Origin of the sequence: Spirillospora sp. NPDC047418 (assembly GCF_040643275.1) — a bacterium.
Taxonomy (GTDB): Bacteria; Actinomycetota; Actinomycetes; order Streptosporangiales; family Streptosporangiaceae; genus Spirillospora.
Window position 1 is genome coordinate 1 of sequence record NZ_JBEYTW010000033.1, and the last position, 13361, is coordinate 13361.

The following is a 13361-nucleotide window of genomic DNA, read 5'->3' on the forward strand; positions in this document are numbered from 1 at the left end:
GGCCCCGGGTGGCCGAGCCGCCGGGGGGCGGGCCCCCCAGCAGGGCACCGCGTAAGAACCATCACTCCCGGCCATCGCCGGATGCACCCGGATCGCACAGGGCCGCTATCGCGGGACGTTCTCCGTGCTCGCGCACCCGGCCAGGGGAGGCCGCCGCTCCGGGTGGGCGGTCAGGCGGCTCCGTACGGGGTGGCGTCGAGGATCTCGACGGTCATGGGGCGGCCGTTCGGCAGCGTGTAGGTGGCCTTCTCGCCGACCTTCTTGCCGTCGATGGCGGCGCCCAGGGGCGACTTCGGCGAGTAGACGTCGATGGGGGCGCCGACCTCCTCGCGGGAGGCGAGCAGGAAGGTGACCTCCTCGTCGTCGCCCTCGAACGAGATCGTGACCGTCATGCCCGGGCCGACGACGCCCTCGGTGCGCGGGGCCTCCCCGACGCGCGCGTTCTCCAGGATGCCCTGGAGTTGCAGGATGCGGCCCTCGATCTTGCCCTGTTCCTCCTTGGCCGCGTGGTAGCCGCCGTTCTCGCGCAGGTCGCCCTCCTCCCGCGCCGCCTCGATCTTCTGAGCGATCTCGATGCGGCCCGGGCCCGACAAATGGTCCAGCTCAGCCTTGAGCCGGTCGTACGCCTCCTGGGTCAGCCAGGTGACGTTGTCAGCGCGGGTCTCGGTCACGGGTACTCCTCATCCACATGTTGCGATCCTCACCCGCCCACGCGGGTGGGTGTCACATCGACATGAAGTGCGGCCGGGTGAAACCTCTAGCCTATCCGGTGTGTGCGGGTAAAGGTTCCCTGAACTCGGCGTCCGCAATCCGCAAATCGCGGCTCGGCGCTTCCCGGGCGCATCTTCGGTCCGGTCCGTCCGGTCACGCCTTCCGGCAGTCGTGGATCCGGGCTCCGGTGGCCCGCGACGGCGTCGTCAGCGTCTCCGTCCCCTTCACTCCGGACTTCCCGGCCGGTACGGAGATCTCCTTCTTCGCCAGGATCGCGAAGTCGGTGTCGTAGGCGTCGACCGTGCAGCGGACCTCGTCGCCCGACTCCTTGGCCACCGTGTAGTTGATCGTCACCGTGCTGTCGGTGATGTCGTACGAGACGGTTTGTGGCACTATGCCGGGAGTCTGCCCAGCATGGGCGGCGAGAATCCCGATGCCGAGCGCGGTCGAGGCCGCGAGCAGGCCGGCGATCACCATCCCGACCCGGCCGCGCCGGGGTTCGGCGGGGGCCGCGGGTTTCGACACGCTGGTCGTCATGGCGGGGAATCTCCGTGCGGTGGGCGGACGTTGTCGGGGACAATTCTCGTCTGTGCCGGCGCATGCCTCGAACCGGGGGCGCCCAGAAGAGTTCCGAGAGGAAGATCCGTGTCCGAGGTCATCGACGGTACGACGCTCGACCGGCCGTGCGGCGGCGGCGCCGGGCCGCTGCGGCTCATGGCGGTGCACGCCCACCCCGACGACGAGTCCAGCAAGGGCGCGGCCACGATGGCCAAGTACGTCGCGGACGGCGTCGAGGTGCTCGTCGTCACCTGCACCGGCGGCGAGCGCGGCGACATCCTGAACCCCGCGATGGACCGGCCGGAGATCAAGGCCGACATCGGCAAGGTCCGCGAGGCGGAGATGGCGCGGGCCCGCGAGATCCTCGGCGTCCGGCAGCACTGGCTCGGCTTCGTCGACTCCGGCTTCCCCGAGGGCGACCCGCTGCCGCCGCTGCCGGCGGGCTGCTTCGCGCTGGAGCCGCTGGAGACCGCGACCGAGCCGCTGGTGCGCGCCGTCCGCGACTTCCGCCCCCACGTGATGCTCACCTATGACGAGAAGGGCGGGTACCCGCACCCCGACCACGTCAAGTGCCACGAGGTGTCGGTGGAGGCGTTCGAGGCCGCGGGCGACCCGGAGCGCTACCCGGACGCGGGCGAGCCCTGGCAGCCGCTCAAGCTCTACTACCACATGACGTTCACCAAGGCCCGCATCCTCGCCCTCCACACGGCGATGCAGGACGCCGGCCTGGAGTCGCCCTACACCGACTGGATGAAGCGCTTCGAGGAGGAGGGCGACCGGCGCGCCCAGTGGGACGTCACCACGCGCGTCCCCTGCGCCGACCACTTCGAGACCAGGGACCGCGCCCTCCTCGCCCACGCCACCCAGATCGACCCCAACGGGGCCTGGTTCGCCGTCCCGATGGACGTCCAGCGCGAGGCATGGCCGACCGAGGACTACCATTTGGCCAGGTCCCTCGTCGACACCGAGCTGCCGGAGGACGACCTGTTCGCCGGCATCCGGGAGAAGGTGTGTCTGTAATGCCTCCCCTCAGCGCCATGCCACTGAACAATGACACGGTCAGTCCCGGCGTCCTCGGCTTCGTGGTCTTCCTCGCCCTGCTGGTCGCGACGATCTTCCTGGTCCGCTCGATGACCAAGCAGATGAAGAAGATCCAGGCACCCAGCGAAGAGGAGCTGAAGCAGCAGGAGTGGGATCGCGCCGAGGAGGCCAGGAGCGCCAAGGCGGCCAAGAGCCCCGGGGACGACGCCTGAGCGCGGACTAGCCCGGTTCGATCGGGCCGCGTCCGGGGAGGACCCCCGTCGTGCGCGCGAACTTCGAGGACGCCTACCGGGGGCTCGCCCCGGCGGCGGCCCGGCTGCTCAGGCTGCTCAGCCTCCCGCCCGGCGGCGGCGTCGGCCCCGCGTCGGCCGCCGCCCTCGCGGACGTCTCCGAGCCGGAGGCCCGCGAACTGCTGGAGACGCTGGCCGCGCACGGCCTCGTCACCGCGTCCGGCGACCGGTTCCGGCTCGCGGGCGACGTCCGCGACAAGGCCCGGGACCGGGCCGGACGGGACGAGGGCGACGCCGCACTCCGCCGCCTGCTCGATCACGCCCTCACCCGTGCGGCGGACGACGACTCGCAGTTCGCGGCCCTCCTCCACCGCGAACGCTGGTCGGAGGCCGCGGACGTCATGCGGGAGCACCTCGACCGTGCGGAGGCCGACGGCGACCCTCGCGCGATCCTGCGGGCCCGCCTCGACCTCGCCCGCGCCCTGACCGAGACGGGCGACCTGGACCGCGCCATCGGACTGCTCGGCCCGCTCCCCGACGAGTTCGCCGCCCTTCCGGAACCGGACGGCCACGAGCGCGCCGGCGCCCTGACCGCCCTGGGTGAGGCGTACCTGCGCGCGGACCGTCCCGTGGCGGCCACCAACTTCTTCGGCCAGGCACTGGAGATCCTGCGCAAGGACGGCACACCGGAGGAGCAGGCGGCCATGTTCGTCCACATAGCCGACGCCGCCCACCAGCGAGCCGACCACGCCGCCGAAACGGCCGCCCTGCTCCAGGCCGGCGATCTGGTCTGGGACGAGGACGTCGAGCCCGGCTGACTCCGGCGGGTTCAGCGGGCTTCTAGCGAGGAACCACGGTCCTTCAGGGCCGGGAGGAAGCGCTTCTCTCGTACGCGGCGCCCCGGCGGCGCCCGTCTCGGCCCCAGACAACCTAGAGTCTGTAATGATACAGTCACGGATTGTGAAATTGGTTGTGCAGGTCAAGCTCCTGCCGACACCCGAGCAGGCGGCGGCACTGGAACACACCCTCCATCGGGTCAACACCGCCGCCGACCAGGTCTCGGCCGCGGCCTTCGCAGAGTTCGGGCTGCGCTGCCGTGAACTGCCCTTGCGGAGGCTGTGCTACGGCGATCTCAAAGCGGCCGGGCTGGGCGCCCAGGCCGCCCAGCACGTGATCAAGCGGGTCGTGGACGCTTACACCACCCTGCGCGGCACCATCCGCAACGGCCGTCTCGGCGGCCCGGCATCCAAGTGCCGCCGCAAGGCCGAGTCCAAACCCATCGCCTTCCGGCCGGACGCTGCGCACACCTTCGACGACCGCAACCTGTCGTGGCAGTTGGACGCGGGCACCGTCAGCATCTGGACCACGGCGGGGCGGTGCAGGAACCTGCGGTTCGCCTGCTCTCCCGAGCAGGCCAAGATGCTGGCCGCGCACCGCAAGGGCGAATCGGATCTGGTGTACCGGGACGGGAAATGGTTCCTGCTGGCCACCTGCGACGTCCCCGAACCGGAGCCGTTCGAGCCGGTCGACTGGGTGGGGGTGGACCGCGGCATCGTCAACCTGGCCACCACCTCCGATGGCGACAACCATCAGGGCCGCCGCCTTTCCCGGTACCGGCGGTGGCAGGCCCGCAAACGCGCCGAAATTCAAGCCAAACGCACCCGCGCAGCCGCCAGATTATTGAAGAAGCGGGCCCGCCGCGAAGCGCGGCACGCCACGCATGTCAACCACACGATTTCCAAGCAGGTCGTCGCCGTCGCGGCACGCACCGGACGCGGCATCGCACTCGAGGACTTGAGTGGGATCCGCGGACGGGTCACGGTTCCACGCGACCAGCGGGCACGCCTGTCCTCCTGGCCCTTCCACCAGTTAGGCGAGTTCATCGCCTACAAAGCACGCCGCCACGGCGTGCCCTACATCGAGGTGGATGCGGCCTACACCTCCCAGCGCTGCCCGCGCTGCGGCCACACCGCCAGGAACAACCGTCCTGCGCGGGACCACTTCACATGTCGCCGGTGCGGCCTCGCTGGGCCCGCCGACGTCGTCGCCGGGGTCAACGTACGCAACCGCGCACGCTCGGCGTGGGTATTCGTCAACATGCCCCAACCCGCCCCCGTCCAGGGGCGAGTGGATGCGACCCGTGACCGCCCTCCCGTAGGGGGCAGTCGGGAGCGTAAACAAAGCCCCCAAGGGACCGAACGAGCAAGCCCGGTCCCTTCAGGGCCGAGTAGTTGACATCTTGCCGTGGTCCCAGCTGACGATTCGGTCGGGCTCCATGACGATGAGGACGCGCTTGGCGAGTGCCTGCTCGATGCCCTCGGCGATGACCGGGTCGATCGGCTCGCCCATCTCCGGGACCGGCAGGCCCGCCATGCGGGAGCCGACGACCATGCCGACCTTGCTGCGCGTCTTGGGGTCCTCGATGACGACGCCGCGCCCGTAGAGGACGACGCCGCGCAGCTTGCCGTACTCCGTGCCGTCCTCGACCAGGCAGGTCATGGTCGGGTTGCGGCGCAGGTTCAGCACCTTCTGGGACGCCTTGTAGGTGGTGAAGGCGATCTTCCCGTCGAGCAGGGCGTAGAACATCGTGACCAGGTGCGGCTCGCCGTCCTTGCCGATGGTCGCGATCTGCACCTTGAAGTTGGCGGCCAGGTAGGCGTCCACCTCGTCCGGCGTCATCTTGATCTTGTCGCGCTTGCTCGCGGCCAATGGAGCCTCCCTGAGTCGTCTGTATCGCGCACAGAATAACCAAGCGCTTGCACGGCTTCGCCACCCGGCACCATGGGGGGATGTCGGTTCGCGATCTGATCGTCCTCGGGTCCGCCAGCGCGGTGCCCACCAAGGCCCGCAACCACAACGGCTACCTGCTGCGCTGGGACGGCCACGGCGTGCTGTTCGACCCCGGCGAGGGGACGCAGCGGCAGATGTCGCGGGCCGGGGTCTCCGCGCACGACGTGACCTGGATCTGCGTGACGCACTTCCACGGCGACCACTGCCTCGGCGTGCCCGGCATCGTCCAGCGCATCGCCCGCGACGGCGTCGAGCATCCGGTGGACGCCGCGTTCCCGGCGAGCGGCGCGCCCTACTGGGAGCGGCTGCGGCACGCGACCGCCTTCCGGGACACCGACGTGATCCGCGAGCGTCCGGTCTCCGGTGAGCGGATGCCGCTCGACACCGGCGACGCCCCGTTCACCCTGGTCGCGCGGCGGCTGTCCCACCCCGTCGAGGCGTACGGGTACCGGCTGGAGGAGCCGGACGGCCGCACGATGCTGCCCGCCGAACTCGCCGCGCGGGGCATCCGCGGGCCGATGATCCGGCGGCTCCAGGAGGAGGGCCGGATCACCGCGCCGGACGGCCGCACCGCCACCCTCGACGCATGCAGCGTGCCCCGGCCGGGGCAGAAGGTCGCGTTCGTCATGGACACCCGGCTCTGCGACGGCGTCCACGAACTGGCCGACGGCGTCGACATGCTGGTCATCGAGTCGACGTTCCTCCACCAGGACGCGGACCTGGCCGCCGAGTACGGCCACCTGACGGCGGCGCAGGCGGGCGCGGTCGCGGCCAAGGCGGGTGTCCGGCACCTGGTCCTCACCCACTTCTCCGAGCGCTACCCCGCCGAGGACGAGCACCGGTACGTGGACGAGGCGTCCGCCGTGTTCGGCGGCGCCATCACCCTCGTCCATGATCTCGACCGGATCCCGATGCCGCCGCGCCGCCTAACCGGGCTTGAAGGTGGGCAGGATTGACCTCATGGCTGACGAGTGCGATGTCGTGGTGATCGGTATGGGCCCCGGGGGAGAGGACGCGGCCGGGAGGCTGGCGGAGGCGGGCCTGTCGGTCGTCGCCGTGGAGTCCCGGCTGGTCGGCGGCGAATGCCCCTACTACGCGTGCGTCCCCACGAAGATGATGGTGCGCGCCGCGGACCTGCTCGAAGACGCCCGCCGCGTCCCCGGGATGGCGGGGCAGGCGACCGTCACCCCCGACTGGGCGACGGTCGCGACGCGCATCCGGGACGAGGCCACCGACTCCTGGGACGACAAGGTCGCCGCCGACCGCCTCACCGGGAAGGGCGTGCGGCTCGTGCGCGGCGTGGGCCGCATCACCGCCCCGAACGAGGTCACCGTCGGCGACCAGGTCTTCCGCGCCCGCCGGGGCGTCCTGCTGAACACCGGCACGGCGCCCGCCGTCCCGCCCGTCGACGGCCTGGCCGGCACCCCGTTCTGGACGAACCGCGAGGCCGTCCAGGCCACCGAGGTCCCCGGCTCCCTCATCATCCTCGGCGGGGGCGTCGTCTGCGTGGAGATGACGCAGGTCTTCGCCAGGTTCGGCAGCCGCGTCACCGTCGTCGAGGCGGGCGACCGCCTGCTCGGCAGGGAGGAGCCCGAGGCGAGCGCCCTGATCCGGAAGGTCTTCGAACGCGAGGGCATCACCGTCCGCACCGGCGCGAGGGCCACCGCCGTCACCCACGAGAACGACGCGTTCACCATGCACCTCGGCGACGAGACCCTCACCGCCGACCGCCTCCTGATCGCGACCGGCCGCCGCCCCAACCTGAAGGGCATCGGCCTCGACCTGGTCGGCCTGGACGAGAACGCCCGCAGCATCTCCGTGGACGGTCACATGCGCGCCGCCGACGGCGTGTGGGCGATCGGCGACATCACCGGGATGGGCGCGTTCACGCACGTCTCCATGTACCAGGCGGCCATCGCCGTCCGCGACATCCTCGGCGAGGAGGGCTCGCCCGCCTCCTACCGCGCCGTCCCGCGCGTCATCTTCACCGACCCGGAGATGGCGACGGTCGGCCTGACCGAAGCCCAGGCCCGCGACCAGAACCTTCCCGTCCGCACCGGCATGTCGCAGATCCCCGAGTCGGCCCGCGGCTGGATCCACAAGGCCGGCAACGACGGCTTCATCAAGCTGGTCGAGAACACCGAATGGGGCACCCTGGTCGGCGCCACCGCCGTCGGCCCGTCCGCCGGCGAGGTCCTCGGCTTCCTCGCCGTCGCCGTCCACACCGAGACCCCCACCGCCGCCCTGCGCGACATGATCTACGCCTACCCCACCTTCCACCGCGCCGTCGAACCCGCCCTCGCCGACCTGTCCGCCCAGTAGGCGCGTAGGGGAGTGAGGCGGGGGTCCGATCGGGCAGGATCGAGGACATGAACCGGCTCAAGGACGCGACCAGCCCGTACCTGCTCCAGCACGCCGGGAATCCGGTGGACTGGTGGGAGTGGAGCGACGAGGCGTTCGCCGAGGCGCGGCGGCGGGACGTCCCCGTCCTCCTCTCGGTGGGGTACGCGAGCTGCCACTGGTGTCATGTCATGGCTCATCAGTCCTTCGAGGACGGTGAGACCGCGCGGGTCATGAACGAGCTGTTCGTGAACATCAAGGTGGACCGGGAAGAGCGGCCGGACATCGACGCCGTCTACATGGAGGCGACCCAGGCCATGACGGGCCAGGGCGGGTGGCCGATGACGGTGTTCATGACCCCGGACGGGCATCCGTTCTACTGCGGGACGTACTTCCCTCGCGCCCAGTTCCAGGCGCTGCTGCAGGCCGTCCGCAAGGCGTGGACGGAGCAGCGCGACGACGTGGTGGGGCAGGGGCAGCAGGTCGTCGACGCGCTCAGTTCGCGGGGGTCGGGGCTGGCCGGCACGGAGGTGCCCGGCGGGCAGGCGCTCGCGGAGGCGGTGAAGGTGCTCGCCGGGTCCTACGACGGGGCGACCGGCGGGTTCGGGGGCGCGCCGAAGTTCCCGCCGTCGATGGTGCTGGAGTTCTTGTTGCGGCACCACGCGCGGACCGGTGACGAAGAGTCGCTCGCGATGGCGTCGCACACCCTGGAGGCGATGGCGCGCGGGGGGATGTACGACCAGCTCGGCGGCGGGTTCGCGCGGTACTCCGTGGACGCGCGGTGGGTCGTCCCGCACTTCGAGAAGATGCTCTACGACAACGCGCTGCTGGCGCGGGTGTACGCGCACTGGTGGCGGCTCACCGGGACGCCGTTCGCGCGGCGGATCGCGCTGGAGACGTGCGACTGGATGCTGCGCGACCTGCGGACGAACGAGGGCGGTCTGGCCTCTGCGCTGGACGCCGACAGCGAGGGCGTCGAGGGCAAGTACTACGCGTGGACGCCCGCGCAGCTCCGGGAGGTGCTCGGCGAGGATGACGGCGCGTTCGCGGAGGGCCTCTTCGAGGTGACGGGGACGTTCGAGCACGGGACGTCGGTTCTGCAGCTCTTGAGCGACCCCGACGACGTCGAGCGGTACGAGCGCGTGCGGACGGCCCTGCTGTCGGCGCGCGCGCACAGGATTCCCCCCGCGCGCGACGACAAGGTCGTGGCGGCGTGGAACGGGCTCGCCATCGCCGCGCTGGCCGAGTGCGGCGCCCTGTTCGATCGGCCCGACCTCGTCCGGGCGGCCGAGGAGGTCGCGCGGCTGCTGGTGGACGTGCACGAGCGCGACGGGCGCCTGGCGCGGACGTCCAAGGACGGGGCGGCGGGCGCCAACTCCGGCGTCCTGGAGGACTACGCAGACGTGGCCGAGGGCCTGATCGCCCTGCACGGCGTCACCGGTGACCCGCACCACGTGCGGCTGGCCGGTGAGCTGCTGAACACCGTCCTGGAACGGTTCGCGGACGGGCACGGCGGCTTCTACGACACGGCCGACGACGCGGAGCGGCTGTTCCGGCGGCCGCAGGACCCGACCGACAACGCGACCCCGTCCGGGCAGTTCGCGGCGGCGGGCGCGCTGCTGTCGTTCGCGGCGCTCACCGGGTCCGACTGGCACCGGGAGGCGGCCGGGGCGGCGCTGGCCCCGGCCGGGACGCTCGCCGGCAAGCACGCCCGGTTCGCCGGGTGGGGGCTGGCCGTGGCGGAGGCGCACGCGACGGGCCCGGTCGAGATCGCGGTGGTCGGCGACCCGGACGACCGGCGTACGCGGGGGCTGCACCGGACGGCCCTCATGGCCGTCGCGCCCGGCGCGGTGGTGAGCGTCGGCCCGCCGGACGCGGAGGGCGTGCCGCTGCTGGAGGGGCGCGGCCTGGTCGACGGCGTCCCGGCCGCGTACGTGTGCCGCGGGTTCGTGTGCCGGCTGCCCGTGACGACCACGTCCGACCTGACCCGCGAACTACGTGGGCAATTGGACTGATGGTCTACTTTATGGCAGCGTGACCTTGCTCTCGTTCTCGCTTGGTGTTACCAAGGAGTAGCCGGGCCGGAACTGACCCGATGGGGCCGGACGGACGAGGGTGCCCGGTGGTGGGCCGGGTATCTGGACGGTGGCCGCCCGCCTGGGTCATAGTCGTGTCCCAGGGGCGGCCGGCAGGCCGGTCGGGACGCAGGGCGACCTTCGAGGAGTGTGGCAGTGGGAAAGCCGAACCGCCGGGTCCTACCGACGATCATCGGCGTCTCGGTGCTGACCACCCTCGCCGCCAACGTCGCGGTGCTCGTCGCGCACGACGACGGGCCCGCCGATCCGCCGCGGACGCAGCAGCAGCAGCGCGCCCGGTACGTCGCCGCGTCCGGCAGCACCAGCCTGTCGCCGTCGGCGGTCGCGCCGCTCGGCAAGCGGCTCACCCCGCACGTCCTCGTGGCGGCGCCGACGACGCTGCCTGCGGACGTCGTCCAGCGGATCCGCGGCGCCAAGGGTGTGCAGGGCGTCGAGGTCGTGGACGCCGTGCAGGGCATGGTCGCGGGCAAGCGGGTCGGGCTGATGGGCGTGAACCCGTCCACGTTCCGCAACTACACGCCGAAGCCGACCGCCAAGTCGGACGCGCTGTGGCGCAACCTGGCGTCCGGCGACGTCGGGATCTCGTTCACGATGGGCAGCGACGGCGGCGTCAAGCTCGGCAGCCAGGTCCCGGTCGGCGGCAAGCACCGGCAGTCGCAGCTGCGCGTCGGCGCCTACGCGACGATGGGCATCAGCGACGTCGACGCGGTCATCTCGCACACCACCGCGCAGGCCCTCGGGATGCCGAGCGGCAACGCGATGCTGATCAGCGTCCCGAAGAGCGAGCCGAAGACGTTCATCAAGAAGCTCCGCAAGGTGCTGCCGAAGCAGGCCAAGGCCGTCGCGGTCAACCCGGAGATCGACTTCCCGAAGAGCGGGAACCTGCCCGCCTCCAACGGCCAGGTCATGAACGCGCGGCAGGTGCAGACGGTGATCAAGGCGGCGTACACGCGGCTCGGCTGGCCGTACGTGTGGGGCGGTGAGTCCGAGGCCGAGGGCGGCTACGACTGCTCCGGCCTGATGCAGTACGCGTTCGCCAAGGCGGGCATCAGGCTGCCGCGCGTCGCCGCCGACCAGGCCCGCGCCGGCTGGGTGATCCCCTACAGCAAGGCGGAGCCGGGCGACATGCTCATCTGGGCGAACGACCCGACCGCCCCCGGCTACATCTCGCACATCGCCCTCTACCTGGGCAACGGCAAGATGATCGCCGCCCCGCGCACGGGCACCGTGGTGCAGGTCCAGAAGGTCTACACCCGCAACATGCGCGGCGCCGTCCGGGTGAGCCCGAAGACGGCCGCCAAGGTCGCCGGCGCCATCGGCTGACCCGGCCGCCTCACAGCGGGCAGCCGCGGCCGAGGAACTCCAGGTGGTGGTCCAGGAGGGCCGGGAGCTCCTCGTAGGTGACCTTGTCCTCGATCAGGCGGTTCATGGCGGCCTGCATGACGCCGAGGACGGCCCAGCTGAACGCCTCCACCTCCGGGTCGTCGGGGGCGCGGCCGGTCCGCTCGCCGATGGCCTCGCTCATCAGGTCGAAAGTGCTCCGCATCGACTCGAACGTGCGGCCCCGCACGGCGGGGACGGTCGCGGTGAGCCGCATCCGCGTCCGGAGGGCCTCCAGGTCGTCGGCGTACAGCTGCGGGAGGATCTCGCGCAGCATGGCGCGCAGCGCCTCGATCGCCGACACCTCGGGCGGCTGGTCGCGGATGATCTGCGCCATGATCGGGTCGTACTCGTCGGTGACCACGACGTCTTCCTTGGTGGGGAAGTAGCGGAAGAACGTGCTCGGCGAGATCTCCGCCGCCGCCGCGATCTGCTCGACCGTCGTCTCGTCGTAGCCCTGCTCGCCGAAGAGCCGGAGGGCGTGGTCCTGGATCGCCCTCCGGGTCCGCAGCTTCTTGCGCTCCCGCAGCGGGAGGCGGGAGAGCCGGTCTTCCAGCCGGTCGGTCGCGTGCTCAGGGGACGACGTGCTCATGCGTCGATTCTCGGTCATCGGCGGCGGGCACCGCACCCGCGGCCGCGCGGCGCGGCATGAACAGCCACAGCAGGACGGCGGCGGCGAGCGCGGCGGCCCCGCAGGCGGCGAGCACCGCGTCCATGCCGTGGACGTAGGCGTCCCGCGCGGAGGCGAGCAGCCCGCCGTCCTCCAGCCGGGCGGCGACCCGGACGGCGCCGCCGATGGAGTCGCGGGCCGCGCCGGCCGCGTCCGCGGGCAGGTGCCCGGTGGAGACGCGGTCGCGGTAGACGGCGGCGAGGAGGCTGCCGAGGCCCGCGACGCCGAGCGTGCCGCCGGTCTGGCGCAGGGTCTGGACGAGCCCGGAGCCGCGGCCGGCCTGGTCGGCGGGGAGCGCGGCGAGCACCGCGTCCATCGCGGGGATCATCGTGAGGCCGGAGCCGATGCCGATGACGACCAGCCACGGGACGGTGGCCGCGTAGCCGTCGCCGGCCGCGGTGAGCGCGCCCCAGCCGAAGCCCGCCGTCAGGACCAGCAGGCCCGCGACGATGACCGGCTTGTGCCCGATGCGGCCCGCGACCCGGTCGGTGGCGACCGCGCCGGCCATGAGGCCGAGCAGCATCGGGATCAGCCGCAGCCCGGTGTCGAAGACGTCGGCGCCCTGGACGGCCTCCAGGTACTGCGGCAGGACGAACAGGATCCCGCCCAGCATGAGGTTCGCGGTGACGGCGGCGACCATCGCCCAGGTGAACGACGTGTCGCGGAACAGCGCCAGGTCCAGCATCGGCTCGGCGGCCCGGCGCTCCCACAGCACGAACCCGGTGAGCAGGAGTACGGCGAGGACGAACGTGGCGCCGACGAGGGGGTCGGTCCAGCCACGGGCCGGCGCCTCGATCACCCCGTACACCAGCGCGACGAGGCCGCCCATCGACAGGACGGTGCCGGGCAGGTCGGCGCGCGGCGCGGCCGGGTCGCGGGTCTCGGGCAGCAGGAACGCGACCGCGAGGCCGCCGATCACCACGACCGGGACGTTGATCAGGAAGATCGAGCCCCACCAGTAGTTCTGCAGCAGCCAGCCGCCGAGCAGCGGGCCGAGCGGCAGCCCGAGCGCGTTGGCCGCCGACCAGACCGCGACGGCCCGGGTCCGCTCCTCCGGCGGGAAGACCGCGGGGAGCATCGACATGGACAGCGGCAGGACGACCGCCGCGCCGAGCCCCATGAACGCGCGGGCGGCGATGACGCCGCCGGTGCCGCCCGCGAAGGCCCCGGCGAGCGAGGCGGCGCCGAAGACGGCGAGGCCGGCCAGCAGCATCCGCTTGCGGCCGAGCCGGTCGCCGAGCAGCCCGGCCGGGAGCAGGACGGCGGCGAAGACGACCAGGTAGGAGTCGACGATCCACTGCAGCTCGCCGATGCTCGCGTGCAGGTCCTCCGACAGCGTGGTCAGCGCCACGTTGAGGATCGTCATGTCGAACCCCAGCGCCAGCATGCACAGCGACAGCGCGCCGAGCCCGAGCCAGCGCCGGGTGTGTCCGGGCTTCATCGGATGGACCTCCAAATGACTGTGACTAGAAAATGAGAGTAACTCTCAAAAGATGGTCGATGTCAAACGCGGTACGGGCTGGCGTGATGCATGTGAATGGCTGT

The 13361-nt window shown here is 71.8% G+C and carries 13 protein-coding genes; 8 read left to right on the top strand and 5 right to left on the bottom strand.

Annotated features, from left to right (window positions below; all coding sequences use genetic code 11):
* Positions 1–170: 170 nt before the first annotated feature.
* Positions 171–671, bottom strand: a complete 501-nt coding sequence (greA, locus tag ABZ806_RS21365; protein WP_500219084.1) for a transcription elongation factor GreA — start codon at positions 669–671, stop codon at positions 171–173.
* A gap of 193 nt (positions 672–864) precedes the next feature.
* Positions 865–1248, bottom strand: a complete 384-nt coding sequence (locus ABZ806_RS21370) for a DUF4307 domain-containing protein (protein WP_500219085.1) — start codon at positions 1246–1248, stop codon at positions 865–867.
* Between the two features lie 177 nt (positions 1249–1425).
* Here ABZ806_RS21370 and mca point away from each other — a divergent pair, with 177 nt between their 5' ends.
* From mca to ABZ806_RS21390, 4 genes are all read left to right on the top strand, one after another.
* Positions 1426–2289 (top strand): mycothiol conjugate amidase Mca, encoded by an 864-nt coding sequence (gene mca / locus ABZ806_RS21375; protein WP_500219152.1) that lies wholly within the window; start codon positions 1426–1428, stop codon positions 2287–2289.
* A gap of 17 nt (positions 2290–2306) precedes the next feature.
* Entirely contained in the window at positions 2307–2522 is a 216-nt protein-coding gene (locus ABZ806_RS21380) for a hypothetical protein (RefSeq protein ID WP_500219086.1), read from the top strand.
* 50 nt (positions 2523–2572) lie between these two features.
* Positions 2573–3358, top strand: a complete 786-nt coding sequence (locus ABZ806_RS21385; protein WP_500219087.1) for a hypothetical protein — start codon at positions 2573–2575, stop codon at positions 3356–3358.
* Positions 3359–3500: 142 nt separating this feature from the next.
* Positions 3501–4775, top strand: a complete 1275-nt coding sequence (locus ABZ806_RS21390) for an RNA-guided endonuclease InsQ/TnpB family protein (protein ID WP_500219088.1) — start codon at positions 3501–3503, stop codon at positions 4773–4775.
* Here ABZ806_RS21390 and ABZ806_RS21395 read toward each other — a convergent pair.
* Positions 4758–5249: a pyridoxamine 5'-phosphate oxidase family protein gene (locus tag ABZ806_RS21395; RefSeq protein WP_500219089.1), complete on the bottom strand. Its 492-nt coding sequence runs from the start codon at positions 5247–5249 to the stop codon at positions 4758–4760. The two genes, ABZ806_RS21390 and ABZ806_RS21395, sit on opposite strands and share 18 nt — an antisense overlap.
* A gap of 80 nt (positions 5250–5329) precedes the next feature.
* On the opposite strand from ABZ806_RS21395, the gene ABZ806_RS21400 reads away from it, so the two are divergent.
* The 4 genes from ABZ806_RS21400 (at position 5330) to ABZ806_RS21415 (ending at position 11089) form a co-directional block, all read left to right on the top strand.
* Positions 5330–6286, top strand: a complete 957-nt coding sequence (locus ABZ806_RS21400; RefSeq protein ID WP_500219090.1) for a ribonuclease Z — start codon at positions 5330–5332, stop codon at positions 6284–6286.
* A gap of 4 nt (positions 6287–6290) precedes the next feature.
* Positions 6291–7652: a dihydrolipoyl dehydrogenase family protein gene (locus ABZ806_RS21405; RefSeq protein ID WP_500219091.1), complete on the top strand. Its 1362-nt coding sequence runs from the start codon at positions 6291–6293 to the stop codon at positions 7650–7652.
* Positions 7653–7699: 47 nt separating this feature from the next.
* Positions 7700–9685 (top strand): thioredoxin domain-containing protein, encoded by a 1986-nt coding sequence (locus ABZ806_RS21410; protein WP_500219092.1) that lies wholly within the window; start codon positions 7700–7702, stop codon positions 9683–9685.
* A gap of 216 nt (positions 9686–9901) precedes the next feature.
* The gene (locus ABZ806_RS21415) at positions 9902–11089 is read left to right on the top strand and encodes a C40 family peptidase (RefSeq protein WP_500219093.1); all 1188 of its coding nucleotides are present in this window, start codon (positions 9902–9904) and stop codon (positions 11087–11089) included.
* 10 nt (positions 11090–11099) lie between these two features.
* Here ABZ806_RS21415 and ABZ806_RS21420 read toward each other — a convergent pair whose 3' ends face one another.
* Together ABZ806_RS21420 and ABZ806_RS21425 are read right to left on the bottom strand one after the other, a co-directional pair.
* Positions 11100–11738 (bottom strand): acyl-CoA-like ligand-binding transcription factor, encoded by a 639-nt coding sequence (locus ABZ806_RS21420; RefSeq protein ID WP_500219094.1) that lies wholly within the window; start codon positions 11736–11738, stop codon positions 11100–11102.
* On the bottom strand, positions 11719–13257 hold the full coding sequence (locus ABZ806_RS21425; protein WP_500219095.1) for an MFS transporter: 1539 nt from the start codon (positions 13255–13257) through the stop codon (positions 11719–11721). Before ABZ806_RS21425 ends, ABZ806_RS21420 begins: the two co-directional genes overlap by 20 nt.
* Positions 13258–13361 lie beyond the last annotated feature (104 nt).